This window comes from Lysobacter helvus (assembly GCF_018406645.1).
GTDB classification, from domain to species: Bacteria; Pseudomonadota; Gammaproteobacteria; order Xanthomonadales; family Xanthomonadaceae; genus Noviluteimonas; species Noviluteimonas caseinilytica.
In genome coordinates, this window is sequence record NZ_AP024546.1 from 1,949,646 (window position 1) to 1,975,440 (window position 25,795).

Annotated in this window: 27 protein-coding genes; 8 read left to right on the top strand and 19 right to left on the bottom strand. The window is 67.7% G+C overall.

Annotated features, from left to right (window positions below):
- Positions 1-85: 85 nt before the first annotated feature.
- From LYSHEL_RS09515 to cysN, 3 genes are read left to right on the top strand one after another with little or no spacing between them, the layout of a single operon-like run.
- Positions 86-832: a sulfite exporter TauE/SafE family protein gene (locus LYSHEL_RS09515; protein ID WP_213433808.1), complete on the top strand. Its 747-nt coding sequence runs from the start codon at positions 86-88 to the stop codon at positions 830-832.
- Positions 833-892: 60 nt separating this feature from the next.
- Entirely contained in the window at positions 893-1,792 is a 900-nt protein-coding gene (gene cysD / locus LYSHEL_RS09520; protein WP_213433810.1) for a sulfate adenylyltransferase subunit CysD, read from the top strand.
- On the top strand, positions 1,792-3,693 hold the full coding sequence (cysN, locus tag LYSHEL_RS09525) for a sulfate adenylyltransferase subunit CysN (RefSeq protein WP_213433812.1): 1,902 nt from the start codon (positions 1,792-1,794) through the stop codon (positions 3,691-3,693). The genes cysD and cysN overlap by 1 nt, the downstream gene beginning before the upstream one ends.
- 46 nt (positions 3,694-3,739) lie before the next feature.
- Here the strand turns inward: cysN and LYSHEL_RS09530 are convergent, their stop codons facing one another.
- The 3 genes from LYSHEL_RS09530 to LYSHEL_RS09540 are packed head-to-tail and all read right to left on the bottom strand — an operon-like array spanning position 3,740 to position 5,916.
- Positions 3,740-4,000 (bottom strand): GlsB/YeaQ/YmgE family stress response membrane protein, encoded by a 261-nt coding sequence (locus LYSHEL_RS09530; protein WP_213433814.1) that lies wholly within the window; start codon positions 3,998-4,000, stop codon positions 3,740-3,742.
- 42 nt (positions 4,001-4,042) lie between these two features.
- Entirely contained in the window at positions 4,043-4,363 is a 321-nt protein-coding gene (locus LYSHEL_RS09535; protein ID WP_213433816.1) for a hypothetical protein, read from the bottom strand.
- 50 nt (positions 4,364-4,413) lie between these two features.
- Entirely contained in the window at positions 4,414-5,916 is a 1,503-nt protein-coding gene (locus LYSHEL_RS09540; protein WP_213433817.1) for a M20 family metallopeptidase, read from the bottom strand.
- Positions 5,917-6,144: 228 nt separating this feature from the next.
- Here LYSHEL_RS09540 and LYSHEL_RS09545 point away from each other — a divergent pair, with 228 nt between their 5' ends.
- Both LYSHEL_RS09545 and LYSHEL_RS09550 read left to right on the top strand, forming a co-directional pair.
- A complete protein-coding gene (locus LYSHEL_RS09545) occupies positions 6,145-6,477 on the top strand; it encodes a ComEA family DNA-binding protein (RefSeq protein ID WP_213433818.1) in 333 nt (110 codons plus the stop codon).
- Positions 6,478-6,602: 125 nt separating this feature from the next.
- Positions 6,603-7,202 carry a HutD/Ves family protein gene (locus LYSHEL_RS09550; RefSeq protein ID WP_213433819.1) on the top strand — a complete coding sequence of 200 codons (600 nt, stop codon included), beginning with the start codon at positions 6,603-6,605 and terminating at the stop codon, positions 7,200-7,202.
- A 6-nt stretch (positions 7,203-7,208) separates the two neighbouring features.
- Here the strand turns inward: LYSHEL_RS09550 and LYSHEL_RS09555 are convergent, their stop codons facing one another.
- The 10 genes from LYSHEL_RS09555 to LYSHEL_RS09600 all read right to left on the bottom strand — a co-directional run bounded on the left by LYSHEL_RS09555 (position 7,209) and on the right by LYSHEL_RS09600 (position 16,819).
- Complete coding sequence (locus LYSHEL_RS09555; protein ID WP_213433820.1) at positions 7,209-7,475, bottom strand: PepSY-associated TM helix domain-containing protein; 267 nt, start codon at positions 7,473-7,475, stop codon at positions 7,209-7,211.
- Between the two features lie 387 nt (positions 7,476-7,862).
- Positions 7,863-9,995, bottom strand: a complete 2,133-nt coding sequence (locus LYSHEL_RS09560; RefSeq protein WP_213433821.1) for a TonB-dependent receptor — start codon at positions 9,993-9,995, stop codon at positions 7,863-7,865.
- 99 nt (positions 9,996-10,094) lie between these two features.
- Complete coding sequence (locus tag LYSHEL_RS09565; protein WP_213433822.1) at positions 10,095-10,418, bottom strand: Rieske (2Fe-2S) protein; 324 nt, start codon at positions 10,416-10,418, stop codon at positions 10,095-10,097.
- Entirely contained in the window at positions 10,415-10,939 is a 525-nt protein-coding gene (locus LYSHEL_RS09570) for a GNAT family N-acetyltransferase (protein WP_213433823.1), read from the bottom strand. Before LYSHEL_RS09570 ends, LYSHEL_RS09565 begins: the two co-directional genes overlap by 4 nt.
- A 34-nt stretch (positions 10,940-10,973) precedes the next feature.
- On the bottom strand, positions 10,974-12,212 hold the full coding sequence (locus tag LYSHEL_RS09575) for a cysteine desulfurase (RefSeq protein WP_213433824.1): 1,239 nt from the start codon (positions 12,210-12,212) through the stop codon (positions 10,974-10,976).
- Entirely contained in the window at positions 12,212-13,441 is a 1,230-nt protein-coding gene (gene sufD, locus LYSHEL_RS09580; RefSeq protein WP_213433825.1) for a Fe-S cluster assembly protein SufD, read from the bottom strand. The genes LYSHEL_RS09575 and sufD overlap by 1 nt, the downstream gene beginning before the upstream one ends.
- A complete protein-coding gene (gene sufC / locus LYSHEL_RS09585) occupies positions 13,438-14,205 on the bottom strand; it encodes a Fe-S cluster assembly ATPase SufC (RefSeq protein ID WP_213433826.1) in 768 nt (255 codons plus the stop codon). Before sufC ends, sufD begins: the two co-directional genes overlap by 4 nt.
- 18 nt (positions 14,206-14,223) lie before the next feature.
- A complete protein-coding gene (gene sufB / locus LYSHEL_RS09590) occupies positions 14,224-15,669 on the bottom strand; it encodes a Fe-S cluster assembly protein SufB (protein ID WP_213433827.1) in 1,446 nt (481 codons plus the stop codon).
- Positions 15,670-15,679: 10 nt separating this feature from the next.
- Positions 15,680-16,129, bottom strand: a complete 450-nt coding sequence (locus LYSHEL_RS09595; RefSeq protein ID WP_213433828.1) for an SUF system Fe-S cluster assembly regulator — start codon at positions 16,127-16,129, stop codon at positions 15,680-15,682.
- A 114-nt stretch (positions 16,130-16,243) separates the two neighbouring features.
- The gene (locus LYSHEL_RS09600) at positions 16,244-16,819 is read right to left on the bottom strand and encodes a cytochrome C (RefSeq protein ID WP_213433829.1); all 576 of its coding nucleotides are present in this window, start codon (positions 16,817-16,819) and stop codon (positions 16,244-16,246) included.
- Between the two features lie 125 nt (positions 16,820-16,944).
- Here LYSHEL_RS09600 and LYSHEL_RS09605 point away from each other — a divergent pair, with 125 nt between their 5' ends.
- Both LYSHEL_RS09605 and LYSHEL_RS09610 read left to right on the top strand, forming a co-directional pair.
- Positions 16,945-17,415, top strand: a complete 471-nt coding sequence (locus tag LYSHEL_RS09605; protein ID WP_213433830.1) for an SET domain-containing protein — start codon at positions 16,945-16,947, stop codon at positions 17,413-17,415.
- A 184-nt stretch (positions 17,416-17,599) separates the two neighbouring features.
- On the top strand, positions 17,600-19,861 hold the full coding sequence (locus tag LYSHEL_RS09610; protein ID WP_213433831.1) for a DUF5916 domain-containing protein: 2,262 nt from the start codon (positions 17,600-17,602) through the stop codon (positions 19,859-19,861).
- Here LYSHEL_RS09610 and LYSHEL_RS09615 read toward each other — a convergent pair.
- The 6 genes from LYSHEL_RS09615 to fusA form a co-directional block, all read right to left on the bottom strand.
- Positions 19,858-20,586: a hypothetical protein gene (locus LYSHEL_RS09615; RefSeq protein ID WP_213433832.1), complete on the bottom strand. Its 729-nt coding sequence runs from the start codon at positions 20,584-20,586 to the stop codon at positions 19,858-19,860. The two genes, LYSHEL_RS09610 and LYSHEL_RS09615, sit on opposite strands and share 4 nt — an antisense overlap.
- The gene (locus LYSHEL_RS09620) at positions 20,583-21,272 is read right to left on the bottom strand and encodes a nuclear transport factor 2 family protein (RefSeq protein WP_213433833.1); all 690 of its coding nucleotides are present in this window, start codon (positions 21,270-21,272) and stop codon (positions 20,583-20,585) included. The genes LYSHEL_RS09615 and LYSHEL_RS09620 overlap by 4 nt, the downstream gene beginning before the upstream one ends.
- A gap of 19 nt (positions 21,273-21,291) precedes the next feature.
- Positions 21,292-21,855 carry a DUF1439 domain-containing protein gene (locus LYSHEL_RS09625; RefSeq protein ID WP_213433834.1) on the bottom strand — a complete coding sequence of 188 codons (564 nt, stop codon included), beginning with the start codon at positions 21,853-21,855 and terminating at the stop codon, positions 21,292-21,294.
- A 55-nt stretch (positions 21,856-21,910) separates the two neighbouring features.
- Positions 21,911-22,288, bottom strand: coding sequence for a thioredoxin family protein (locus LYSHEL_RS09630; protein ID WP_213433835.1), 378 nt, complete (start codon positions 22,286-22,288; stop codon positions 21,911-21,913).
- Positions 22,289-22,372: 84 nt separating this feature from the next.
- On the bottom strand, positions 22,373-22,753 hold the full coding sequence (locus tag LYSHEL_RS09635) for an HU family DNA-binding protein (RefSeq protein ID WP_213437756.1): 381 nt from the start codon (positions 22,751-22,753) through the stop codon (positions 22,373-22,375).
- 153 nt (positions 22,754-22,906) lie between these two features.
- Positions 22,907-24,988, bottom strand: coding sequence for an elongation factor G (gene fusA / locus LYSHEL_RS09640; protein ID WP_213433836.1), 2,082 nt, complete (start codon positions 24,986-24,988; stop codon positions 22,907-22,909).
- 253 nt (positions 24,989-25,241) lie between these two features.
- On the opposite strand from fusA, the gene LYSHEL_RS09645 reads away from it, so the two are divergent.
- On the top strand, positions 25,242-25,676 hold the full coding sequence (locus LYSHEL_RS09645; protein WP_213433837.1) for an OsmC family protein: 435 nt from the start codon (positions 25,242-25,244) through the stop codon (positions 25,674-25,676).
- Positions 25,677-25,795: the final 119 nt, after the last annotated feature.

The following is a 25,795-nucleotide window of genomic DNA, read 5'->3' on the forward strand; positions in this document are numbered from 1 at the left end:
GCGAGAAGCCTGCGTGCCGGTACGGTCCGGAACTCTTGCGTACATTCCCCTTGTCGCCCGCATCGGTCCCCCCGCCGTGAATGAAATGCTGTCCTACGACTTCATCGTCTACGTGGTGATCGGCTTCGCCGCGCAGCTGGTGGATGGCGCGCTCGGCATGGCCTACGGCGTGACGGCCTCCAGCCTGCTGCTGGGCGTGGGCGTGCCGCCGGCGCTGAGCAGCGCCACGGTGCACGCGGCCGAATGCTTCACCACCGGCACCTCCGCGATCTCGCACCACGCCTTCGGCAACATCGACAAGCACCTGTTCCGCCGCCTGCTGCTACCCGGCATGCTGGGTGCGGCCGTGGGCGCATATGTCCTGGTGCACCTGCCGGGCGATGCGATCAAGCCCTGGATCGCGGGATACCTGCTGGTGATGGGCCTGGTGATCATCGCGAAGGGCTTCCGCGAACTCACGTCCAAGCGCGTCACCTCGCACCTGATTCCATTGGGATTCTTCGGCGCGCTGGTCGATGCGATCGGCGGCGGCGGATGGGGGCCGGTGGTCACGTCCAACCTGCTCGCGCGCGGCAACGAGGCCCGTTTCACCATCGGTACCGTCAATGCGGTGGAGTTCTTCGTCACCGTGACGGCGTCGCTGGTGTTCCTGATGACGCTGGGCATCTCGCACTGGCAGATCGTGGTGGGCCTGGCCCTGGGCGGCGTGGCGGCGGCCCCGATCGGCGGGTGGCTGGTCAAGCGCCTGCATGCGCGCTGGCTGCTGGTGGTGGTGGGCCTGCTGGTCGTCGGCCTGAGCACGCGGACGCTCTACCTGCATTTCGCCGCGTGAGCGTCGCACCTTCGGCCGGGGCTCCGTAAGATCGCGGTTCCACGCATGGCGCAGAACCGCATGACCCCGAGCCACCTCGACCGCCTCGAATCCGAGAGCCTGCACATCCTGCGCGAGGTGGCGGCGAGCTTCCGCAATCCGGTCCTGCTGTATTCGATCGGCAAGGACAGCTCGGTGTTGCTGCACTTGCTGATGAAGGCGTTCGCGCCGGGGCGGCCGCCCATTCCGCTGCTACACGTGGATACCGGCTGGAAATTCCGCGAGATGATCGAGTTCCGCGATCGTCGCGCGGCCGAGACGGGCGTGGACCTGCGCGTGCACACCAATCCCGACGGCGTCGCGCGCGGGATCGGGCCGATCACGCACGGCGCCACCGTGCACACCGACGTGATGAAGACGCAGGCACTGAAGCAGGCGCTCGATCAGTACGGGTTCGATGCGGCCATCGGCGGCGCGCGCCGCGACGAGGAGAAGTCGCGCGCGAAGGAACGCGTGTTCTCCTTCCGCAACGCGCAGCACCGCTGGGACCCGAAGCATCAGCGCCCCGAACTGTGGGACCTCTACAACACGCGCATCGCCGCGGGCGAGAGCGTGCGCGTGTTTCCGCTGTCGAACTGGACCGAGCTCGACGTGTGGCTCTACATCTATCGGGAAAACATCCCGGTGCCCTCGCTGTACTTCGCGAAGGAGCGCCCGGTGGTGGAACGAGACGGCGCGTTGCTGATGGTCGACGACGAACGACTGCCGCTGCGTGCAGGCGAGGTGCCGGCGATGCGCCGCGTGCGCTTCCGCACGCTGGGCTGTTATCCGCTCACCGGCGCGATCGAATCCGACGCCGACACGCTCGACAAGATCATCGCGGAGATGCTGGTGGCGACCACGTCGGAGCGGCAGGGCCGCGTGATCGACCACGACCCCAGTGCGTCGATGGAGAAGAAGAAGCAGGAGGGGTACTTCTGATGACGCGCGTCTACGACGATACCGACATCGCCGCGGCGCTGCGCCGCCACGAGCACAAGGACCTGCTGCGCTTCATCACCTGCGGCAGCGTGGACGACGGCAAGAGCACGCTGATCGGGCGGCTGCTGCACGACAGCAAGCGCCTGTTCGAAGACCAGCTGGCCGCGCTCGCCGCCGACAGCCGCCGCCACGGCACGCAGGGCGAGAACATCGATTACGCGTTGCTGCTCGACGGCCTGGCCGCGGAGCGGGAGCAGGGCATCACCATCGACGTGGCGTATCGCTTCTTCGATACGGAACGGCGCAAGTTCATCGTCGCCGATTGCCCGGGGCACGAGCAGTACACGCGCAACATGGCCACCGGTGCGTCGACGGCGGACCTCGCCGTGGTGCTGGTCGATGCGCGCAAGGGCTTGTTGCCGCAGACGCGTCGGCACACGTACATCGCCTCGCTGCTCGGGCTGCGGCACGTGGTGCTGGCGGTGAACAAGATGGATCTCGTCGGCTACGACTTCGCGGTGTTCGAAACGATCGCGAACGAGTACGCAGCGCTGGCATCGTCGCTCGGGATCCCGCACGTGCAGTGCATTCCGTTGTCGGCGCTGCAGGGCGACAACCTCATCGAACGCTCGCAGGCGATGCCGTGGTACGACGGCCCGGCGTTGCTGGAATACCTCGACACGGTGCAGGTCGACCGCGTCGAAGCCGAAGGCGGCTTCCGCCTGCCGGTGCAGTGGGTGCAGCGGCCGGATCGTCGCGACGCGGATCGTGATTTCCGGGGTTACGCCGGCACCCTGGTCGCTGGGCGCGTCGCGCCGGGCGGTGCGGTGGTGGTGTTGCCGGCGGGGCGGCGATCGCGCGTGGCGCGCGTGCTCGGGCCGGAAGGCGCGCGCGAATCGGCCGTCGCGGGGCAGGCAATCATGCTGGTGCTCGAGGACGAGATCGACGTGAGCCGCGGCGATGTGATCGCGGCCGGCGACGATGCACCCGAGGTGTCGGACCAGTTCGCCGCGCACGTGCTGTGGATGGGCGAAGGACAATTGCTGCCGGGGCGTCCGTACTGGCTGAAGCTGGGCACGCGCACCGTGGGCGCGACGGTGAGTGCGCTCAAGCACAAGGTCGACGTCGATACGCAGGCCTCGCTCGCGGCGACGCACCTGGACCTCAACGAAGTCGGTTACGTGAACCTCTCGCTCGACCAGGCGATCGCGTTCGAACCGTATGCGAAGAACCGTGCGCTCGGCGGCTTCATCCTCATCGATCGCATCGATAACACGACGGTCGCGGCCGGCACGCTCGACTTCGCGCTGCGCCGCGCAGGCAACCTGCACTGGCAGCACATCGACGTGGATCGCGCGACGCGCGCGCGCAGCCTCGGGCAGGCGCCGCGGTGCGTGTGGTTCACGGGCTTGTCGGGGTCCGGCAAGTCGACGATCGCCAACCTCGTCGATCGCCGGTTGCAGGCGATGGGGCTGCACGCGTTCGTCCTCGACGGCGACAACGTGCGCCACGGCCTCAACCGCGACCTGGGCTTCACCGACGAAGACCGCGTCGAAAACCTGCGCCGCGTGGGCGAGGTGGCCAGGCTGATGACGGACGCGGGGCTGATCGTGCTCGTCAGTTTCATCTCGCCGTTCCGCGCGGAGCGGCGCACGGCGCGTGCGTTGTTCGGCGAAGGCGAGTTCCTCGAAGTGTTCGTGGACACGCCGATGGCCGTGGCCGAAGCGCGCGACGTGAAAGGCCTCTACGCGAAGGCGCGGCGCGGCGACCTGCCGAACTTCACCGGCATCGATTCGCCCTACGAAGCGCCGGAGGCGGCGGAGCTGGTGCTGGATACGACCAGTGCGCCGGCCGAGGAACTGGCCGAACGCGTCGTTGCGATGCTGCTCGGTCGCGGATAAAAAAACGCCCCGCGATGCGGGGCGTTTCGTTGCAGGCTGCGTTGGATCAGGCCGCGCGCGGACGCTTGCCGCGGATGGCTTCCCACAGAAACAGCAGCACGATGGCCGCGACGATCGCGATCACCCAGACCAGGATGCGATTGCCGACGCCGAGCATCCCTGCGATGTAACCACCGGCCAGCGCACCCAGCGCGCCCAGCACGATCGTCATGATCCAGCCCACCGGGTCCGCGCCCGGCTTGAAGAAACGCGCAAGGATGCCGATCACCGCACCGCCGACCAGGTACATCAGGAGTCCGTCGAACATGGTGTGCCCCTCCAGCCGCGCCGGGATGGCGCCGGGGGGATGCTAGCGTGGTGTGCGCCGCAGCATTCTGCCCATTGCGCCGCCCAGCATCGCCAGGACCAGGCTGCCCCCGAGGGCAACGACGAAGCGCATGCCGGGGCCGGCGGGCGTGTAACCGGCCCAGCGCGTGGCGAACCACGCCAGCGCCGCACCCGCGATGCCCAGCGCAAACGACGACAGCAGGCCGATGCGTTTCTGCGAGGAGGTCATCCAGCGGGCGACCAGGCCCGCCAGGCAGCCGATGACGATCAGCGCGGGCCAGCCATGGCCGATGTCGCCGAAGGCGCGCGCGGCCAGGACGAACTCGATCGGTCCCTGGGTCATCGCGCGCGCTCCCCTGGTTCGCGGACGTTGGATCGCCTAGTTGCGGTGGATCAGCAGCAGCCGTGGTCCCCGTGGTCGCTGCCACCGGCCACGTGCGCGCTGCGGCGGGTCTCGCCGCGCGTGCCCGCTTCGTGGTGGCGCGCGATCACCCGTGCGACGCACGCGGTGACGCGCTTGCCCATCGGGATGTGCAGGAATTCGTTCGGGCCATGCGCGTTGGAATGCGGGCCCAGCACGCCGGTGATCATGAACTGCGCGTCCGGGTACTTCTCGCCGAGCATGCCCATGAAGGGGATCGTGCCGCCTTCGCCCATGTACATCGCGGGCTGGCCGAAGAACTCGCGGCTCGCATCGTCGATGGCCTGGTTGAGCCACGGCGACATCGCGGGCGCATTCCAGCCGGTGGAAGCCTTCTCGAGGTCCAGCGTGACCTGCGCGCCGTAGGGCGGATCGCGTTCGAGCGTCTGCTTGAGCAGTTCGCCGGCGCGCTTGCCGTCCAGCGTGGGCGGCAGGCGCAGCGACAGCTTCACCGCGGTGAAGGGACGCAGCACGTTGCCTGCCGACGAGAGGGCCGGCATGCCGTCGACGCCCGTCACCGACAGCGCGGGGCGCCAGGTGCGGTTGAGCACGAGTTCGGTGAGGTCGTCGGCCATCGGCACCATGCCGGGCAGGAACGGGAACTTGTCGTAGACCGCGGTGCCGACGACCTTCGCCGCTTCCTTCGCCTGCACGAGGCGCTCGGCGGGCACTTCGCTGTGCAAGCCGTCGAGCAGGATGCGGCCGGTCTTCTCGTCTTCGATGCGCGAGAGCAACTGGCGCAGGATGCGGAAGCTCGAAGCCACGATGCCCGACGCGTCGCCGGAATGGACGCCTTCGGACAACACCTTCACCGTGAGGTTGCCGCCGGCCAGGCCGCGCAGCGAGGTGGTGCACCACAGCTGGTCGTAGTTGGCGCAACCCGAATCGAGGCACACGACGAGCGAGGGCATGCCGATGCGTGCGGCCAGGTGGTCGACGTAGGCGGGCAGGTCGTAGCTGCCGGATTCTTCGCAGGCTTCGATCAGGATCACGCAGCGCGCGTGCGGGATCTTCTGCGCCTGTAGCGCGAGGATCGCGGCGAGCGAACCGAACAATGCGTAGCCGTCGTCGGCGCCGCCGCGGCCGTACAGGCGATCGCCCTTGATCACGGGCGTCCACGGGCCGAGGTCGTCGTCCCAGCCCGTCATCTCGGGCTGCTTGTCGAGGTGGCCGTAGAGCAGCACGCAGTCGTCGTCGCTGCCGCCGTTGGCGGCGGGGATCTCGAGGAAGATCAGCGGCGTGCGGCCTTCCAGGCGCACCACGTCCACGACCATGCCGGGAATGGACTGCGCCTTCGCCCAGTCTTCCATCAGCTTGACGGCGGCATCCATGTAGCCGTGCGCCACCCAGTCGGTGTCGAACATCGGCGACTTGTTGGGGATGCGGATGTAATCGACGAGGCGGGGGACGATGTCGTCGTCCCACTTCTCGCTGACATGGCGCTCGATGGCGGGGGCGTCGAAGTTGGAATCCATGTTGCGCGCAATCCTGGGGGAGGCGAGCCGCGCATTCTACCGGGTGGCCCGCGAAGCCGGTTCAGACATCCCTGACATGCGGTCGCGCCGATGCCGGACACGCGGGCGGGGGCATTCCGGATGGGGCGGGGCGGGGCAGGACGGGAGACTGTGCCTCCCGCAGCCGCTGGGCTGCAGGACACCCAGGCATCCGCATCCCGCGGGTGCCCTCGTCAAGGAGAGACCCCGATGGCCCCCATCCTTCCATCCCCGCGCAAGTTGTTCGCCTCGCTCGCGGTGGCGCTGCTGTGCGCCGGCGCGGCCTTAGCCGCAGACAAGGTCGACGTCAACACGGCCGACGCGGCCACCATCGACAAAGTGCTGGTCAACATCGGTCCGGCCAAGGCCGAGGCCATCGTGGCCCATCGCGCGGAACACGGGCCCTTCAAAAGCCTGGAACAGCTGGCCAGCGTCAAGGGCATCGGCCTGAAGACGGTGGAGAAGAACCGCGAGCGCATCGAGATCGGCGGCGGCGCGGCGCCGGCGCGCAAACCGGCCGCGGCGGCGGCCTCGGCGCCCTGAGGCGCGGTTCCTTCGGAGCAGGTGGTGTTCCGGCGGCGCACGCGCGTCGTTGGGCGGAACGCCGTGCGGGGGCGGGCGCAACGGACTGCGCCCGGCCCCCGCCCTTTTCGACGTAGTCTTCGCGCATGGAAGTCCGCACCCACCCTGCGCGCTCCCGGGTCATCCCGGCCAACGAATACCGGCGCGAACGCTGGCGCAACGGCGCGGGCTGGACGCGCGAGATCATCGCGGTGCCGGCCGAGGGCGCCTGGCAATGGCGGTTGTCGATCGCGGAGATCGAACAGGACGCGCCGTTCTCGCGCTTCGAAGGGATCGAACGCGAGATCGTGTTGATCAGCGGCAACGGCGTGCGCCTGCGCTTCGACGATGGCGACGTGCATGCGCTCGAACCACCGCACGGGCGTTTGCGATTCTCCGGCGAACGCGCCGTGCACGGCGAACTGATCGACGGCGCAACGCAGGACTTCAACCTGATGTGGCGTCGCGACGCGATCGATGCGCAGCTGTGGCATCGCCCGCTCGTGGGCCCGATGGTGATCTTCGCCGATCCGCACACGACGTGGGCCGTGCACCTGCTCGCGGGGCAGGCGCGCTTCGCGGACGACTCCGGGTTGCCGTCGATGCATGCCGGCGACACCGCACTCCTGCAGGCGGGCGAGGCGCGCCTGCGGCATGTGCTGGAAGGTGGCGGCGAGGTGTTGCTCGCGCGGTTGCAGCCGCGCTGAGCGAATTCAGAGCAACGCGGGCACCAGCACCAGCGCAAGCGCTGCGACCGACACGCCGAGCACGCTCACGGCCATCTCGCGCAACGAACGTCCACGCGCCCACATGTACAGGCCCGACAGGCCCAGCAGCATCATGCAGAGCGCGAAGCTGTCGGCGAGCAGGCGCCACCCCAGGCCGCCTCCCACGCCCTTGTGCAGGCGATTGAACGCGGCCAGCAGCGTGTGTTGCGTGTGCTTGACCTCGGTGGTCGCATCGCCCGGCACGTAGTCCACCGACCACGCATCGCTTGCCGTGCCGCCGCTGAGTGACCACTTCTGCGGCCCTTCGCGTCGCCGCCCGGAGGCGGCGACTTGCGGATTACCTGGGCATCCAGGCCTTGAGCCTGCTTGAGCCACAGCGAGAGTTGTTCCGGTGTGGCGCGCGCTTCCACCGGCACGGCGAGCGTCGCGCGGCCGGCTTCGTTGCTGTCGCCCTGCGGCCAGGCGCTGTCGCCGAAGCGATGGTTCATCACCAGGCCCGTGCACCCGTAGACGATCGCCGCCAGCGCGCCCCAGGCGCCGATCCACAGGTGCAACTGGCGGATCCAGCGGTGCCTGGTGGCAGAACGTCGGGCGGGCGTGGCGGTGGTCGCGTGCATGGAGCGAGGCTCGGGTTCGGGATCAGAAGTTATAACGCAGGCTCACGGTCGCGGCACGCGGGGAGCCGGGCGTGATGTTGTTGTCGCTGTTGGCGCTGACGGCGTATTCCTTGTCGAACAGGTTCTCGACGTTGAGCTGCAGCGACAGGTGATCGTTCGCGTCGAAGAACACCGCCGCGTCGTAGCGCGTGTAACTCCGCAGCGTCACCAGGTTGGTGACCTGCGCGAAGATCTCGTCGCGGTACTGCGCGCCGAAGCCCAGGCCCCAACGCTCGGTCAGGTCGAAGCGGTTCCACAGCGAGAACGTGTTTTCCGGCAACTGCGCCAGGCGCTTGCCGCGGTCCGCGCCGGCGAGGATTTCGCCGTCCTGCCAGGCATACGCGCCCATGACGTGCCAGCGATCCGTCAACGATCCCGCCAGGCCCACTTCCACGCCCTTCGCGCGCTGGCCGTCCACCAGCGTCGAGGTGGTGGCGTCTAGCGGCACGATGACGTTCGTGCGATCCAGCTGGTAGATCGCGGCGGTCACCGCGAGGCGATCCATGACATCCCACTTCGCGCCGAGCTCGTAGTTGATGAACTTTTCCGGATCGAAGGCCTGGTTGGTCGGCGACAGCGATGCGAGCTGGTCGCCCGAGCGCGGCTGGTAGGCGACGCTGTAGCTGGCGTAGATCGAGACCGGTTCCATCGGCTTGTACACGAGGCCCGCGCGCGGCGACCACAGGTTGTCGGTGGCGGAAATGTTGCGCGCGGGATTGCCCGGCGCGAGGCGCTTGTTGGTGAAGTCGACATCGAAGCGGTCGAAACGCAGGCCCACGATCGCCTGCCAGTGTTCGCCCAGTTCGAGCTGGTCCTGCATGTAGACGGCCGCGGTCTTCGCGACGCTGTTGTTCTCCGCGTCGGTGGCGGAAGGACGGAACGTGATCGGGCCGTAGTAGCGCGGATTGGACAGCGGGACGTTCGCCGACGTTGCCGTCGAACCCGGCGCGCCGAAGAAGCCGGTGGTGCGCAGGTTGTCGGTGTCCTGGTGGCCGAACTCGGCGCCGGCGAGCAACGTGTGGTGCACGTTGCCGGTGTCCGCGCTCCACACCAGGTCGGTCTGGTTGAACAGGTTCCTTCGGTGGGTGCCGTTGTTGTACGCGTTGATGGCAACCTGCGTGCGCGTGGCGTCGACCGCGCCGGAGAAGATGTTCTGGTAGAACTTGTCGTAGTCGGCCAGGCGCGTGCGGTTGCGCAGGGTCGCGCCGCCGGCGAATTCGTGTTCGACCAGCGCGCCGAAGGCATCGACGTCCGCGCTCACCGGGCTGCGGAAGGGGTCGCCGAAGAACGTGGAGGGATCCACGTCGAGCGGCGTGCGGCGGCCGTTGTACGCATTGGGTTCCGATGGCACGCCGCGATCGGCGACGCGTTCGTCCTCGAAGTGTTCGTACCCCAGCGTGACGCGCGTGGACTCGCCGACGTCGAAGCCCACGGTCGGGTTGATGCCCCAGCGACGGATGTCGAAGTCGTCGCGGTAGCTGTCGGAATCCTCGAACATCGCATTGACGCGGAAGTCGACGTGTTCGTTGATCGCCTGGCCCACGTCGGCGGCGACGCGGCGCTTGTTCCAGCTGCCGAATTGCGCGCTGACCTCGCGCACGGTCTTGCCATCGGGTTGCTTGGTGGCGCGGTTGACGATGCCGCCGGAACCACCGCGGCCGAAGATCATCGCGTTCGGCCCCTTGAGTACTTCGACGCGATCGATGTTGTACAGGTCGCGGATGTACTGCACGTCGTCGCGCATGCCGTCGACGAACAGGTCGCCGGTGGTGCTGCTGCCGCGCAACACGAGGGTGTCGCGGTTGCCTTCGCCCTGGGCGACGCCCACGCCGGGCACGTAACGGAACACGTCGACCAGGCCCGACATCGCCTGGTCGCGGATCAGCTGCTGCGGGATGACGGTGATGGACTGCGGCGTGTCGCGGAGCGGGGTGGGGGTCTTCGTGGCCGTCGAGGATTCGGGGACCACGTAGGCGTCCTGCTTGCCAACGACCTCGACGTGGTCCAGCTCGCGCGGCTTGCGCGGTGCGGACTCATCGGCGGCGTGGGCGGGGGCGGCGACGGCCAGGGCGAGCGCGACCGCCAGGGGCGTGGCGCGCAGGGCGGGGTGGGGCATGACGTCCTCTGTATGCAAGGGGGTTGCGGCATCCGCCGCGGCCCGGGCATGTTAATGAGAACGATTCGCAAACGCAATGGAAGCGATCGGCGCGGCCGATCAGCGGTCGTCCCGCGTCCAGACCGCGTTGTCTTCGACCTTCGTCGGGAACTTGGGCACCGGCGCATAGGCGGGCGCGTTGAGCGCACGGCCGTCGCGCACGTCGAACTTCGAGCCGTGCAGGACGCACTCGATCGTCGCTTCTTCCGCGTCGAACGGGCCCGACGACAGATCGAAGTCCTCGTGCGAGCACCGGTCTTCGAGTGCGTAGAAATCGCCGTCGTAGTTGAAGACCACGATCGCGGTGTCGCCGTCCCACGCGACCTTCGACTCGCCCGGGAGCAATTCCGACGTCGCGCAGACGCGCACCCAGGCTTCGCTCACAACGCTTTCTCCATGACTTCGAAGCGCAGGTCATCGCGCGTCGGGATGCCGAAGCGTTCGTCGCCGTAGGGGAAGGGCTTCTTGATGCCGGTCAATGCGTAACCGCGGCGCTCGTAGAACTTGATGAGTTCGTCGCGGATGTCGATGACGGTCATGCGCATCGTCGGCAGGCCCCAGTCGTCGCGCGCGATGCGTTCGCCTTCCGCGAGCACGGCCTTGCCGATGCCCGCGCCCTGCAGCGACGGCACCACCGAGAACATGCCGAAATACCCGGCGCCGTCTTCATCGGCGACGTGCGCGCAGGCGAGCAGTTGCCCGTCGCGTTCGGCCAGCAGCACGCGGCTGCGCGGACGTTCGATGTCGCGTTGCAGGACTTCGCGGTCGATGCGGTTGCCATCGAGGAAATCCGCTTCGGTGGTCCAGCCCTTGCGGCTGACATCGCCACGGTAGGCGGAGGTGACGAGCGCGACGAGCGCGTCGAGGTCATCGACGGTCGCTGCGCGGAAATGCAGTTCGCTCATGGATCGGATCGCGTCGGGGGAAGGGCGGGGAAGTCTAGCCGAGCAGGCGCCGCACCTTGCGCAGCGCGGCGATGAACGCCTCGATCTCGGCATGCGTGTTGTAGAAGGCCAGCGACGCGCGGCACGTGGCCGGCACGCCGAGGAAGGCCATCAGCGGATGCGCGCAATGGTGGCCCGAGCGCACGGCGACGCCTTCCAGGTCGAGCAGCGTGGCGAGGTCGTGCGCATGCGCGCCTTCGACCAGGAACGACACCACCGCGGCCTTGCGCGGCGCGCGCCCCAGGATGCGCAGGCCTTCGACGCGATCCATTTCTTCGGTGAGGTGCGCGAGCAAATCGCCTTCGCGCGCGGCGATCGCGTCCATGCCGATGCCGTCGAGATAGCCGACTGCCGTGCCCAGCCCCACGTGCCCCGCGATGTTCGGCGTGCCCGCTTCGAAGCGATGCGGCGGCTCGGCGAACACCGTGCCTTCGTAACGCACTTCCTTGATCATCTCGCCGCCGCCGAGGAAGGGCGGCATCGCCAGCAGGTGTTCGCGACGCGCCCACAGCGCGCCCGTGCCCGTGGGCCCGCACATCTTGTGGCCGGTGAAGGCGTAGAAGTCGCAGCCGATCGACGCGATGTCCACCGCCATGTGCGGCAGCGCCTGCGACCCATCGACGACGGTGACGATGCCGCGTTTGCGTGCTTCTCGGCAGATCTCGGCGACCGGATTCACCGTGCCCAGCACGTTCGACACGTGCGCGATGCCGAGCAGCTTCACGTCCGGCGCCATCAACGCGTACAGCGCGTCGAGGTCGAGCGAGCCGTCGGGCGCGAGGTCGGCGACGCGGATCGTCGCACCGGTGCGCTCGCAGATGAGCTGCCACGGCACGATGTTCGCGTGGTGCTCCATCCGCGTCAGCAGCACGACATCCCCGGGCTGCAACCGCGGCAGTGCCCACGAATACGCGACCAGGTTGAGCGCGAACGTCGTGCCGCTGGTGAGCACGAGATCCTCGCGCGCCACGTTGAGGTGCTGCGCCAGGCGCGCGCGCGTGCCTTCGTACGCTTCCGTGGCTTCGGCACCCAACGCATGCACCGCGCGGCTCACGTTTGCGTTGTGGCGGCGGTAGAACGCATCCACCGCCTCGATCACGACGGCCGGCTTCTGCCCCGTGTTCGCCGAATCGAAATACACCAGCGGCTTGCCGTGCACTTCCCGCGCGAGCAGCGGGAAGTCGGCGCGGATGCGGTCCCAGTCGGGCGCGAGCGTCGGTGTTTCCGTTTTCATCAGGCGTCCCCGAGGGTCCTGGCGAGGGCGCGATCGAGCGCCGCTTCCGCGATCGGGCGCAACGTCGCGTCCGCGCGCGGCAACACGGCGCGGCAGAACGCGGTGGTCAGCAGGCGGCGTGCGTCTTCTTCGGGCAGGCCGCGCGAGCGCAGGTAGAACAGCGCCGTCGGATCCAGGCCGCCCACCGTCGCGCCATGCGCGGCCTGCACCTCATCGGCGTGGATTTCCAGCACCGGTTGCGCATCAATTTCCGCCTGCGCGCTGAGCAGCAGGTTCTTCGTCGACAACGCCGCGTTGCTGCCATCGGCGCCGGCGCGGATCAGGATGCCGCCGTGCAGCACCGCGCGGCTGCGATCCGCCGCGAGGCCGCGCCACGTGAGGTCGCAGCGCGTGTCGCCGACCGCGTGGTCGATGTTCAGGCGCGTGTCGAGATGCCGGCGGCCTGCGCCGAGCAGCACGCCATCGCCCTGCACCGACGCACCCGCGCCCAGCAACGCACAGCCGAATTCGTGGCGCGACAAGCCGCCGCCGAGTTCCAGGTCGAGGCGCGCATACCGGGCGTCGTCGTGCACGCGCGCATCGGTGCGCGCGAAGCGCGTGGCGCCGGCCGCGTCGTCCTGCACGCACAGGTGTGCGAGCTGCGCGCCGCGTGCCAGCGTCACCGTCGCGGACGATGTCGAAAGATGCGCGTATTCGCCCGAGGCGATGTGATGCTCGACGACGCGCGCGGACGCGCCTTCGCCGACCGCGATCGCATGTCGCAAGTGCCACGCCTGGTCCTGCGCCGCGGAAGCGCCGACGAACATCAGGTACAGCGGCGCCGCCACGTGCGTGCCCGCCGCGATCCGCAACGTCGCGCCCGAACGCGCCATCGCCGCATTGATGCCGGCGAACACTGCATCCGGATGCGCAGGCACGACCACCGCGTCGGCCATCGATGCCGAAAACGTCACGCCCGCAGGCAACGCATCGATGTGCGAAAGGGCGGCCGAATACACGCCATTGACGAACACCAGGCGCGGCCCGTCGATCCCCGCCAACAATGCGGCATCGACGTCGGCGCCCGAAGCCGGCGCGAACACCCGCCGCTCCAGCGCCCGCAACGACGTGTACTTCCACGCCTCGCTGCGCGGCTTCGGCAAGCCTTCGCGCAGGACCGCCTCCAGCGTCGCGCGTCCCGCCGCGTCGCCTGCGAAGCCCTGCGCGAGCGATTCCAGCAACGCGCTCATCCGGCCGCTGCCTCCGGCGCCTTGCGACCCGACAGCCAGGCGTAACCATGCTGTTCGAGTTCGAGCGCCAGTTCCGGCCCGCCCGTTTCGACGATGCGTCCATCGGACAGCACGTGCACAACGTCCGGCTTGATGTAGTCGAGCAGGCGCTGGTAATGCGTGATCACCAGGAACGCGCGCGACGCCGACCGCAGCGCGTTCACGCCATCGGCCACGTTGCGCAGCGCATCGATGTCCAGGCCCGAGTCGGTCTCGTCGAGGATCGCCAGTTTCGGCTCCAGCACCGCGAGCTGGAAGATCTCGTTGCGCTTCTTTTCGCCGCCGCTGAAGCCTTCGTTGACGCCGCGGTGCAGCAGGTCGTCCTTGATGTGCAGCACGGCCAGCTTCTCGCGCACCAGCTTGAGGAACTGCATCGAATCCAGTTCCGCTTCGCCGCGCGCCTTGCGCTGCGCGTTGAGCGCCGACCGCAGGAAGTACGTGTTGTTCACGCCCGGGATTTCCACCGGGTACTGGAAGGCGAGGAACACGCCTTCGGCCGCGCGCTGTTCGGGTTCGAGCGCCAGCAGGTCGCGGCCTTCGAACGTCACCGAACCGGACACGATGTCGTAGCCCTCGCGGCCCGCGATCACGTTGCCCAGCGTGGACTTGCCCGCGCCGTTCGGGCCCATGATGGCGTGCACCTGGCCCGGCGCGACCTCGAGCGAGAGGCCCTTGAGGATGTCGCGCCCGGCGACGCGGACGTGGAGGTTGTCGATCTTCAACATGTGCGTTTGTTTTCCTGTTTACCCGACCGCGCCTTCCAGCGACACCTCGAGCAGCTTCTTCGCTTCCACCGCGAACTCCATCGGCAATTCGCGGAACACGGACTTGCAGAACCCGTCGACGATCATCGACACCGCGTCTTCTTCCGAAATCCCGCGGCTGCGGCAATAGAACAATTGGTCGTCGCTGATCTTCGAGGTCGTCGCTTCGTGCTCGACGATGGCGGTGGGGTGCTTCACTTCCACGTAGGGGTAGGTGTGCGCGCCGCAACGCTTGCCGATCAGCAGCGAATCGCATTGGGTGTGGTTGCGCGCGCCCTCGGCGCTGCGTTCCACCTTCACCAGGCCGCGATACGCATTCTGGCCGCGGCCCGCGCTGATGCCCTTGCTCACGATCTTCGACTTCGTGCGCTTGCCGACATGGATCATCTTGGTGCCGGTGTCGGCCTGCTGGCGATGGTGCGTGAGCGCGACCGAATGGAACTCGCCCACCGAGTCGTCGCCCAGCAGCACGCAGCTCGGGTACTTCCAGGTGATGGCGGAGCCCGTCTCGACCTGCGTCCACGAAATCTTCGAACGCGCCCCGCGGCACTCGCCGCGCTTGGTCACGAAGTTGTAGATGCCGCCGCGACCTTCTTCATCGCCGGGGTACCAGTTCTGCACGGTGCTGTATTTGATCTCCGCATCGTCCAGCACCACGAGCTCGACGACCGCGGCATGCAGCTGGTTCTCGTCGCGCATCGGCGCCGTGCAGCCTTCGAGGTAGGAGACGTAGCTCTTCTCCTCCGCGATGATCAGCGTGCGCTCGAACTGCCCCGTGTTGATCGCGTTGATGCGGAAATACGTGCTCAGCTCCATCGGGCAACGCACGCCCTTCGGGATGAAGGCGAAGCTGCCGTCGGAGAACACGGCCGCGTTGAGCGCGGCGAAGTAGTTGTCGCCGGTGGGCACCACGCTGCCGAGGTATTGCTTCACGAGCTCGGGATGCTCGCGGATCGCCTCGGACATCGAGCAGAAGATGATGCCCTTCTCGGCCAGTTCCTTGCGGAACGTGGTGCCGACGGAGACCGAGTCGAACACCGCATCCACCGCGACGCCCGCGAGCTTGGCGCGTTCGTGCAGCGGCACGCCGAGCTTCTCGTACGTGTCCAGCAGTTCCTGCGGCACCTCATCGATCGAGGCGTACTTGGCCTTCGGCGCGGAGTAATAGCTGATGGACTGGAAATCGATCGGCGCGATGTCGAGCTTCGCCCAGTTGGGCATCGGCATCGTCAGCCAGTGGCGATACGCGGCCAGGCGCCACTGCGTCATCCATTCGGGCTCTTCCTTCTTCGCGGACAGGAAGCGCACGACGTCTTCCGACAGCCCCGGCGGGAGCGAATCGGATTCGATGTCCGTGACGAAGCCGGCCTCGTAGCGACGGCCGAGTTGTTCGAGGATTTCAACGTTGCTTTCGTGTTGCGTCATGTCGTGTGCCTCACGCCGTCGCCAGCGTGGCGGGGATCGCGCGGCGCGCGGGCGGCGCCGGCGACACGAGGTCGGCCAGCGTCACGCCACGCAGCGCATCGGCGACCACGTCGTTGATGCGGCGCCAGTTCGCGCGGACGCCGCAGGAGTGTTCGATGCCGCACGCGTCGGCGTGCAGGCTGCATTCGGTCATCGCGAGCGGGCCTTCCATCGCTTCCACGATCTCGATCAGCGATATCGCGTTGGCCTCGCGCGCCAGGCGATATCCGCCGTGCGCGCCACGGAACGACGCCACCAGCCCCGCCTGCGCGAGCGGCTTGAGCAGCTTGGCGACGGTGGTGGCTTCCAGGCCCGCGCGTTCGGCGAGCTCGGCGGCGCTGAGCACGGTGTCGGGGCCGGCGGCGGCGAGCGCCGTCAGCACGACGGTGGCGTAATCGGTGAGCTTGGTGACCCGGAGCATCGGGGCGGCCTGGCAATGCGGACCGAAATTGTACGGTTTTAGGGTCCGGGCCGAAACCGGCGGTTGCGCCGGATCGCAGCCGGGTTCATCCGGCTGCGGGTTTTACGCTTGGAATCAGCCCGCGGCGGCGGGCTTGGCGTCGGCCTGCGCCGCGGCCGGCGGCGGGGGCAGGTTCGCTTCGAAGTACGGCACCGGGGGCGTCTGGCCCGGCGGCAGGTAGGCCGGCGCAGGTTCGCCGCCGGGGCCGAGCGACTTGATGAAACGGAAGATCGCGAGGCGGTCCTGCTCCTTCATGGCGCGGAGGGCGAAGTCCGGCATGATCGGTCGCGTGTGCAGGTTGGCCGTGTACTCGAGCCACTTCTTGTCGTCCATGTCGGCCGCCTTCAGGCGCAGGTTGGCCGCATAGGTCGTGCCCCACGGGCCGTTCCAGCCGACCTTCGATCCGACGAGCCACTGGTCGCGCGGCGCATCGCCGCCGTTCTGCGCCCAGCCCGGCGTGTGGCAATCGTTGCAGCCGGCGATGCGCACCAGGTATTCGCCCTGCGCGAGCAATTCGGCATCGCTCGGGCCTGCGGTGGCCACCGCCACGGCGGCGGGTGCATCGGCGGCGGTGGCGTCCGTTGCCGCGGGCTTGCACGCGGACAGGGCCAGGACCAGGACGGAGGGGACGAGCAGGATCGAAGCGCGCATGGGCCTTGGTGACGTTCCGGATGGAATCCGTGAATACGCACCTTGCGACTTCGACCGGCCACGCCGATGGCGGGATCACCGCGCAACCCGCACAATCCGCATCTTTCCCCCGAACGGAAGTCCGCATGGCCCGCAAGATCGTCGCCCGTCGCTCGCAGATCCATGGCAACGGCGTATTCGCAGCCGCCACGCTCAAGAAAGGCGAACGCCTGATCGAATACAAGGGCAAGCGGCGCACGCACGAGGAAGTGGACGGCGACGACACCGGCGATGTCGAAAGCGGTCACACGTTCCTGTTCACGCTCAACGACGAGTACGTGATCGACGCCAACCACGGCGGCAACACGGCGCGCTGGATCAACCACAGCTGCGATCCCAACTGCGAAGCCGTGCTGGAAGAAGACGACGGCGACGACCGTCGCAAGGATCGCGTCTTCATCGAAGCCATGCGCGCGATCAAGCCGGGCGAAGAGCTCACGTACGACTACGGCATCACGCTGGACGAGGCGCACACCGCGCGCCTGAAGAAGATCTGGGCCTGCCACTGCGGCTCGCCCAAGTGCACGGGCACGATGCTCAAGCCCAAGAAGAAGTAAGCAGCACGTCGCACGGGTTGCCCGATCGGGCAGCCCGGCGGCACGCGATGCTGCACCGCGGGACGGCCCACCGATGGGCACGATGCCCCGCATAGGCAAAAGGTTTGCATGACTGACGGGAGTCGGCGGCGACGCTTGCCATGAATACGCTGTCCCCATTCCGCCGCCCCCCTTGGACGACTCCATGCGCCTGCTCCCCGCGACGCTTACCCTTGCCATCCTGTCCGTCCTCTCCGCCAACGCACACGCGATCACCGTCGACGGCAAGATCGATCCCGCCGAATGGCAGGGCGCCCAGCACGTCACCGATTTCCGCATCACCCAGCCGCTGACCGGCGCGCCCGGTTCGCAGCCCACCGAAGCCTGGATCCTCGCCACGCCCGAAGGCCTGGCCATCGGCTTCCGCAACACGCAGCCCTCGTCGATCCCGCGCAACAACCAGAAGATCCGCCGCGACGAACAGGCGCAGGTGGATCGCAACAATTTGATGATCAACTTCGACGGGGGGCGCACCGGTTACAACTTCATGGTGTCGTCCACCGACGGCATCAACGACGCGATCATCACCAACGAGAACAGCTTCAGCACCGACTGGGACGGCAACTGGCAGCACGCCGCCACGCAGGACGCGGACGGCTGGTCGAGCGAAATGCTCATCCCCTGGTACATCGCGCCGATGGACAAGGGCGCCAACGGCAAGCGCACCTTCCACATCTACCTCGACCGCGTGATCGGCAGCACCGGCGAACGCGCGGCGTGGCCGGCGGCGAGCTTCGAGCGCCCGCGCTTCTTGTCGGACTTCATCGCCATCGAAGTGCCCGAGTACAACAAGGCGCTGATCGCGATCACGCCGTACGTGTCGGGCGTGTACGACAACGTCAACCTCGATGGCACGCTGGACGCCGGCGCCGACATCCTGTGGAAGCCCAATGGCCAGTTCCAGCTGACGGCCACGATCAACCCGGACTTCGGCCAGGTCGAAAGCGACGACATCGTCGTCAACTTCAGCGCCAACGAAACCTTCTTCAGCGACAAGCGCCCGTTCTTCACCGAGAACCAGGGCCCGTTCGAATTCACCACGCCGTCCGACTTCAGCCAGCTCGTCTACACGCGCCGCGTGGGCGGCCCGACGGACGACGGCACCGGCGCGGGCGACATCACCGCGGCGGTCAAGGCCAACGGATCGTTCGGCGCCACGCACTACGGCGTGATGCTGGCGCAGGAAGCGGACGAGGTGGGGCGCAACTTCAGCGCGTTCCGCCTGAGCCACGACTTCTCCAAGCAGAGCATCGGCATGATGGTCACGGAAGTGGACCGTCCGTACTTCGATCGCAAGGCAACCGTCCTGGGCTTCGACCAGAACTGGCGCCCGAACGAAAAGCTGAGCATCCAGAACCGCCTGATCTTCAGCGACATCGACGAAGGCGACATCACCTCGCCCTCGATCGGCAAGACCGAGAAGGGCGACGGCTTCACCACCATCATCGATTACGAGATGGACCACGGCTGGCGCCAGCAGTGGCTGGGCATGCATTTCAGCGACAGCCTGCAGATCAACGACTTCGGCTACCTGTCGCGCAACAACATGAACTACGCGCACTGGCAGGTGATGAAGCGCATCACCGGCATGCCGCAGACCTCGAAGTATTCCTCGCACGACTGGCGCTGGCGCATCAGCGGCAGCAACAACGACCACGGGCTGGATTTGCAGCGCCAGTTCCGCACCAGCGTGTCCAACCAGATGCGCGACGGCGACAACTCCTACGCGCAGATCAACCTCAACACGTCGGGCTACGACGACCGCCTGCTGCGCGGCAACGGCATCGTGCGCACGCCCTCCAACTTCAACGCCTTCGCCGAACGCAACTGGGCGCGCCAGGGCAACTGGGCGTTCTACGCCAACTTCGGGGCCAACAACTCCGGCATCGGCAACGACCAGAACGACCGCCACGTGGGCTGGAATACGCAGTTCCAGCCGACGTACTTCATCAGCGACGCCTTCAGCATCTACACCACGCTCTACTTCGAGAGCACGCCGCAGTGGATGCTGTGGGAGGGCGACAACCTGCTGGGCACGTTCGACGAACACGCCACGCAAGTGGATGCGGGCCTGAACTGGAACATCGGCAGCCAGCACGAACTGCGCGTCAAGATGCAGTCGCTGGGCCTGGACGCGAAGGTGCGCCAGGCATGGCGCGCCGCACCGGACGGCACGCCGATCCCGACCAACGATCCGATCAACGACTTCAGCCTGAGCAACCTGGGCTTCCAGGTGCGCTACCGGTGGGAGTTCAAGCCGTTGTCGTACCTCTATGTCGTGTACGGCCGCGGCGGCGACCTGTTCAACGAGTTCTCCGAGGATGCCAACGACGCGCTGCGCGACAGCTTCGATCTGCGCGATTCGGAACAGTTCCTCGTGAAGCTGAGCTACCGCTTCGAGCTTTAAGGGCGCGCCGGGAAGCCGTAGACGATTTCGCCGACGACGACGTCGCGGTCCATCGTCGGGTACTTCGGATCATCGCTCCACACCTCGCCCTCGCCTTCCGGCAGGGCGATCGTGTCCGGCAGGTCCGGACGCTCGCGCAGCGAGAAGCGGCCCTGGCCGGGCATCGGTTGCAGGTGGCCGTTGTTCCAGTTCGATACCGTGCCGCCGTAATCCCAGCCGAAGCCCGAGAACTGGATGCGCTTGCCGTTGCGCGCCACGATCTCCGACAGCGGCATGCCCATGTGCACGCCGCTGGGCAACTTCCAGTGCGATTCCCCGTCCAGCACGCGCACCAGCGACAAAGCGTGCATCTGGTCGTCGTGGAAGTACAGGTACAGGCGACGCGTCGGATCGTGCGGATACAGGATCGCGCCGGGCACCAGGTCTTCCGCGCCCGGCACCTGGCCCACTTCGATGTTCACCGCGCCGAAGCGCTTGCGCAGGGAATCGATCGAATCGTCGCTGCCCAGCTTCGCCGGCAACACGTCGTCGCCCGCGACCGGTGCAGGCGGTGCAACCGGTGGCGGCGGGCCCGGCGGCGGCGTGGTGGCGACCGGTGCGACGGTGGCGGCGTGCGCGATCGTCGCAGGCGTGGCGGCCACATCGTGCTTGCCCGCGTCGCGATTGCACGCCGCGCCGAACACCGCGCACCCCAGCACGATGGCAAGCGCAACACGCCGCTTCACTGCGCGAGCTCCCGCAGGTCGGCCGACGCGATGCGCCATTGCTTCTGTTCCTCGGTCGCGCCATCCACCACCGAACGCCGCAGCGTGTATGCGCCGACGTAGCGATGCGTCTTCCCGTCCTTGTCCGTGGATTCCAGCGACACCGGGATCTCGATGAAGCGCGAACCCACCGCGCCTTCCACGCGTGCCGGGGAATCGAGCGTGGCTTCCACCTTCTGCGTGTTCGCGAAGCCCGCGGCGAACTGGTCCGCCGATTGCCCGCTCGCGCGCCCGCCGTCGCTCCACAGGCCGTAGGCCGTCGCGAAATCGCGTTCCTCGATCGCCGAGTAGTACTGGTCGATCACCGCCACCGCATCCTGCGCGGTGGGTTCGCCGGACGGGTTGGGTGCATCGGCATCGATCTGGCCGTCGCCGTCTTCGTCCAGGCCCGCTTCCGGGTTGTCGTCGGTCGCCACGTCGTCCGCCTGCGCCACGCTGCCTTCGATCGCCACGTCGCCCGGGCCCGGCGCGTCGGGCATGCCGGTGACCGATCCCTTCGCGCCTGCGGGCGCCGGCAACGCATCGGCGGTGGAACCATCGGGATTGCGCGCGCCCGGGCCGCCCTTGTCGCCGCACGCGGCGAGCAGCAGGACGCACGCGATCAGCGCGCAGGCAATCGTGGTGGACAGGGCAGGGCGGAAGCGCATGCGGGATTCCCTTCGCGGATCATTGGTCGAGGTGGAGGGTGACGACGCCATCGCCGATCGTCGTCTCACCGATGCGACGGCCGGCCATGCGTCCCCACACAGTATCGTCGAGACGGTACACCGGCTCCTCGCGCGCGTATTCGCCGAGCCACTGGTTGAGCAGGCTGCGGGTCGCGTCGTTAATGCGACCGCCCAGCATCGGCACGTCCACGCCGACGAGCGCGGGATCGGCCAGGTGCAGGCCGCGCGTCTGCGGATCGAAGCGCAGGCCGCTCTGCAGCGCGAAGTGCCCGGCGGGCGAATGCGAGTCCATGCCCATGCCGCCCACGCCGATGTCGAAGTCCAGCTGCAGGCGACCGCTGCCCTGCGGGATCGTCAGGCGCGGATGCATGAGCGTCAGCGTCACCAGGCCGCCGGCCTTGTCGTAGTCGCGCGGGAACCGGCGGTCGAGCTGCGACTGCAACTGCGGCGCGGTGAAGGTGACCTGGTTGCCGACCAGCGCGGACAGCGTGGTGCAGCCCGCGAGGACGGCGCCGAGCAACAGGAACAACAGGAGCAGCAGGATCGGGGCGGTGCGGCGCATGGCGGCCTCCATTGGACGTGGCGGCGAGCCTGCGCCGCCGTGCGTGAACCGGCGATCAGCCGGCGGGCGCGTCGGCGCGCAGGCGTTCGATCGCCGCGACGAACGGCGCGCGCCCGGGCCACGGGCTGATCTTCCCGAGCCGTCGCTTGCCACGGAAGACCAGGAACGTCGGGATGCCATGCAGGCCGAAGCGCGTGCCCATGCGCGGATCGTCGTAGACGTTGTCGTGCAGCCACTCGACGTCGGGCCAGGCGAATGCATCGGGCGCGTGCAGCATCTGCTGCTTGGCGATGTCGCAGTTGGGGCAGTCGCGTCCCCACAGGAACAGGATGCGCAGGCGAGCGTCGTCGGGGAGCGCACCGTCGAGCTCGGCGTCGCGCACCAGGCGCATCGGGAAGGCGTCGAAGAAGTGCGGGACGATCGTGTCGCTCATGCGCGAAAGAGTACGCCGCTTGCCGCGCGGGCATAAAAAAAGCGCCCCGGAGGGCGCTTTTCATGAAGCAGTTGGATCGGCGCCTCAGGCGGCCGCGTCCTTGAGCTTCTTCAGCGGACGCACCTTGACCTTGACGGTCGCCGGCTTGGCTGCGAACCACTGCTCTTCCTTGGTGAACGGGTTGATGCCCTTGCGCTTCGGCTTCGCCGGAACGTTGACCACGGTGATCTTCAGCAGGCCCGGCAGGGTGAAAGCGCCCGCGCCCTTCTTGTTGACCGAACCGTGCACCGCACCTTCCAGCGCCGACATCACGGCGCGCACGTCGCGCGGCGCAACGCCGGAGGTTTCGGAAATGTGCGCGACCAGGCCCGACTTGCCCAGCGCTTCCTTGATCGGCTTCGGCGCGGCCGACTTGGCTGCGGACTTCGGAGCGGCCTTCTTCGATGCGGCTTTCTTCTTCGCCATGTGTGTCTTACTCGATGTGAGTTGATGGAATGCCTGGTTGTCCCCCTCGGCAGGCGGAATGTAGGGCATGCGCAGGTGGCCGCCAAGCCCCGCAGGCGGGTTTTTTCGGGTTTTTTTCAACGCGCGGACCAACGGACGCCCGCGCGCCTGTTGTCAATCGTCCTCCAGGCGGGGCTTGTAGGCCTCCACCAGCCGCGATTGCACTTGCGCCGGCACGGGTTCGTAGTGGCTGAAATCCAGCGCATACCGGCCGCGCCCGGCGGTCACGGACTTCAATTCCGCCGCATAGCCTTCCAGCTCCGACAGCGGGACTTGCGCCTTGATCACGATCTCGCCCCCGCGCGCGGCATCGGTGCCGCTGATGCGCGCACGCTTGGAGGACAGGCCGCCGCTGACGTCGCCCATGTGCTGTTCGGGCGCGTTGACCTGCAATTCCACGATGGGCTCGAGCACCTGCGGGCGCGCCTTGGCGATGGCGTCCAGGAAGGCTTTCTTGCCCGCCGCCACGAACGCCACTTCCTTGCTGTCCACGCTGTGGTGCTTGCCGTCGTAGACCACCACGCGCACGTCCTGCAGCGGATAGCCGGCCACCGCGCCGGTGTTCAACACCTGGCGCACGCCTTTCTCCACCGCGGGCATGAACTGGCCGGGGATGGTGCCGCCCTTGACCTCGTCGACGAACTCGAAGCCCTTGCCGCGCGGCAACGGTTCGATGCGCAGGAACACCTCACCGAACTGGCCCGCGCCGCCCGTCTGCTTCTTGTGGCGATGATGGCCTTCGGCCGGCGCGCTCACGGTTTCGCGATAGGCGATGCGCGGCGGGCGCGTTTTCACTTCCACGCCGTACTTGTCCTTCAGGCGCTGCAGCATCACGCGCAGGTGCAGGTCGGACAGGCCGCGCACGACGGTTTCGTTGAGTTCGCCGTGGTGTTCGACCGCGAACGCCGGGTCTTCCTCCGACAACTTGTGAAGCGCCGTGCCGAGCTTCTGCTCCTGGCCCTTGTGCGCCGCTTCCACCGCCAGGCCGAACATCGGCCGCGGGAAATCCATCGGCGCCAGGTGGATCTGGTCTTCGTCGTGCGTGTCGTGCAGCACCGCATCGAAGTGCAGGTCGTCGATCTTCGCGACCGCCGCGATGTCGCCGGGGATCGCTTCGGCGATCTCGACGTGGTCCTTGCCCTTGAGCTTGAACAGGTGGGCCACCTTGAACGGCTTGCGCCCGTCGTCGATGAACAACGAGGTGTCCTTCTTCACCGTGCCCTGGTAGACGCGGAAGATGCCGAGCTTGCCGACGAACGGATCGTTGATGATCTTGAAGACGTCGGCGATCACGTGCGCCTTCGGATCGGGCTTCGCGTCGATGTGTTCGGCGTCGTCGCCCGCGCCTTTCACGAACGGCGGCGGATTGCCTTCGCCCGGATGCGGGAACAGGCGGCCGGCGATCTCGAGCAGTTCGCGCACGCCCAGGCCGCTGCGCGCGGAGACGAAGCACACCGGCACCAGGTGGCCTTCGCGCAGGCATTGTTCGAACGCATCGTGCAGTTCCTGGCCGGACAGCCCGCCTTCGCCGAGGTCGAGGTAATGGTCCATCACCGTTTCGTTCACCTCGACGACCTGGTCGAGGATCTTCTGGTGCCAGTCGGCGACCGGGCCCAAATCGCTGTCGCCCTCGGCCACGGTGCCGCTGTAGCCGAAGCAGTCGACGATGCGCTTGCCGCCATCGGCGGGCAGGTTGAGCGGCAGCACTTCGGCGCCGAAGCTCTCGCGCAGTTCGCCGAGCACGCGCGCGCAGTCCGCATCGGCGTGGTCGATCTTGTTGACGACCACCACGCGGCACAGGTTGCGGGACCTGGCGTACTCCATCATGCGGCGCGTGCCGTATTCCACGCCGGTGTCGGCGTCGACGACGATCGCCACGGTTTCCACCGCGGCGAGCGCGGAGAGCGTGGGGCCGCGGAAATCGGGATACCCGGGCGTGTCGATGAAGTTGGCGTGCACCGGGGCGTTGTCGGTGCCTGTGGTGCTGTAGTCGACGCTCGCGATCGCCGCATCGACGCTGTGCCCGCGTTCCTTCTCGATCGGATCGAAATCGGAAACCGTCGTGCCGCGTTCGATGCTGCCTGCCGTCTGGAGTGCGCCGCCGGCATGCAGCAGGGCTTCGAAGAGCATTGTTTTGCCGGCGCCGGGGTGGCCCGCAAGGGCCACGTTGCGGATGGTTTCGGTGGTGTAGGACATGAGGCCGTCTCTCCCGTGATGGGTTGCAAGAGGGCCGTCATGGCTGTCCGCATCGGAAGCCTTGCCGTCCGAGCAGCGCGGGCTCGGCGGGCGGTCATGGCGGGTGAAACCTGGCTTGGAACGCCCGGCGTCACCGCCGGGACGCAAATCTCCCGCAGAGCCGGGGGGCGGTCAAGCGCTGCCGCGTCAACGTCCCGCAATCCCGCCCGGAGTAGGCTGCCCGCTCCCCCTTTCGACCCCTCGGAGCACCACCATGGCGATCACCCGTCACGCCAGCGCACATTGGGAAGGCGACCTCAAGACCGGCCAGGGCAAGCTGGACACGCCGCAGAGCGGCCTGATGACCGGCACGCGCTACGGCTTCAACTCGCGCTTCGGCGACGAGAAGGGCACCAATCCCGAAGAACTGATCGCCGCCGCGCACGCGGCCTGCTTCACGATGGCGTTGTCGGCCAAGTTGTCCGAAGCCGGCCATCCGCCGCAGGCGCTCGACACGAAGGCCGCCGTCGAACTGTCGATGGAAGGCGGCCCGACCATCAGCCAGATCCGCCTGACGACGACGGCGCGCGTGGACGGCCTGGATGCCACGAAGTTCCGCGCGATCGCCGACGATGCGAAGCAGAACTGCCCGGTCTCCAAGGCGCTGAGCGCGGTGCCGATCTCGCTGGACGCGCAGCTGCTCACCTGACGCGCGGTGCATGCGCGTCGTCGCATCGCTGTCGGCGCGCTAAACCGTTGTGGTGCAAGCGTTTCCACGCCCGGGACATTCAGGGTGCATTGCCAGCACGGCGCCCACATTGCCCACCG

What these genes read in the sequence shown, in the direction of transcription:
- LYSHEL_RS09515 (WP_213433808.1), top strand. Translation starts at nt 86, where the DNA reads ATGCTGTCCTACGACTTCATCGTCTACGTGGTGATCGGCTTCGCCGCG.
- cysD (WP_213433810.1), top strand. Translation starts at nt 893, where the DNA reads ATGACCCCGAGCCACCTCGACCGCCTCGAATCCGAGAGCCTGCACATC.
- cysN (WP_213433812.1), top strand. Translation starts at nt 1,792, where the DNA reads ATGACGCGCGTCTACGACGATACCGACATCGCCGCGGCGCTGCGCCGC.
- LYSHEL_RS09530 (WP_213433814.1), bottom strand. Translation starts at nt 4,000, where the DNA reads ATGTTCGACGGACTCCTGATGTACCTGGTCGGCGGTGCGGTGATCGGC.
- LYSHEL_RS09535 (WP_213433816.1), bottom strand. Translation starts at nt 4,363, where the DNA reads ATGACCCAGGGACCGATCGAGTTCGTCCTGGCCGCGCGCGCCTTCGGC.
- LYSHEL_RS09540 (WP_213433817.1), bottom strand. Translation starts at nt 5,916, where the DNA reads ATGGATTCCAACTTCGACGCCCCCGCCATCGAGCGCCATGTCAGCGAG.
- LYSHEL_RS09545 (WP_213433818.1), top strand. Translation starts at nt 6,145, where the DNA reads ATGGCCCCCATCCTTCCATCCCCGCGCAAGTTGTTCGCCTCGCTCGCG.
- LYSHEL_RS09550 (WP_213433819.1), top strand. Translation starts at nt 6,603, where the DNA reads ATGGAAGTCCGCACCCACCCTGCGCGCTCCCGGGTCATCCCGGCCAAC.
- LYSHEL_RS09560 (WP_213433821.1), bottom strand. Translation starts at nt 9,995, where the DNA reads ATGCCCCACCCCGCCCTGCGCGCCACGCCCCTGGCGGTCGCGCTCGCC.
- LYSHEL_RS09570 (WP_213433823.1), bottom strand. Translation starts at nt 10,939, where the DNA reads ATGAGCGAACTGCATTTCCGCGCAGCGACCGTCGATGACCTCGACGCG.
- LYSHEL_RS09575 (WP_213433824.1), bottom strand. Translation starts at nt 12,212, where the DNA reads ATGAAAACGGAAACACCGACGCTCGCGCCCGACTGGGACCGCATCCGC.
- sufD (WP_213433825.1), bottom strand. Translation starts at nt 13,441, where the DNA reads ATGAGCGCGTTGCTGGAATCGCTCGCGCAGGGCTTCGCAGGCGACGCG.
- sufC (WP_213433826.1), bottom strand. Translation starts at nt 14,205, where the DNA reads ATGTTGAAGATCGACAACCTCCACGTCCGCGTCGCCGGGCGCGACATC.
- sufB (WP_213433827.1), bottom strand. Translation starts at nt 15,669, where the DNA reads ATGACGCAACACGAAAGCAACGTTGAAATCCTCGAACAACTCGGCCGT.
- LYSHEL_RS09595 (WP_213433828.1), bottom strand. Translation starts at nt 16,129, where the DNA reads ATGCTCCGGGTCACCAAGCTCACCGATTACGCCACCGTCGTGCTGACG.
- LYSHEL_RS09600 (WP_213433829.1), bottom strand. Translation starts at nt 16,819, where the DNA reads ATGCGCGCTTCGATCCTGCTCGTCCCCTCCGTCCTGGTCCTGGCCCTG.
- LYSHEL_RS09605 (WP_213433830.1), top strand. Translation starts at nt 16,945, where the DNA reads ATGGCCCGCAAGATCGTCGCCCGTCGCTCGCAGATCCATGGCAACGGC.
- LYSHEL_RS09610 (WP_213433831.1), top strand. Translation starts at nt 17,600, where the DNA reads ATGCGCCTGCTCCCCGCGACGCTTACCCTTGCCATCCTGTCCGTCCTC.
- LYSHEL_RS09620 (WP_213433833.1), bottom strand. Translation starts at nt 21,272, where the DNA reads ATGCGCTTCCGCCCTGCCCTGTCCACCACGATTGCCTGCGCGCTGATC.
- LYSHEL_RS09625 (WP_213433834.1), bottom strand. Translation starts at nt 21,855, where the DNA reads ATGCGCCGCACCGCCCCGATCCTGCTGCTCCTGTTGTTCCTGTTGCTC.
- LYSHEL_RS09630 (WP_213433835.1), bottom strand. Translation starts at nt 22,288, where the DNA reads ATGAGCGACACGATCGTCCCGCACTTCTTCGACGCCTTCCCGATGCGC.
- LYSHEL_RS09635 (WP_213437756.1), bottom strand. Translation starts at nt 22,753, where the DNA reads ATGGCGAAGAAGAAAGCCGCATCGAAGAAGGCCGCTCCGAAGTCCGCA.
- fusA (WP_213433836.1), bottom strand. Translation starts at nt 24,988, where the DNA reads ATGTCCTACACCACCGAAACCATCCGCAACGTGGCCCTTGCGGGCCAC.
- LYSHEL_RS09645 (WP_213433837.1), top strand. Translation starts at nt 25,242, where the DNA reads ATGGCGATCACCCGTCACGCCAGCGCACATTGGGAAGGCGACCTCAAG.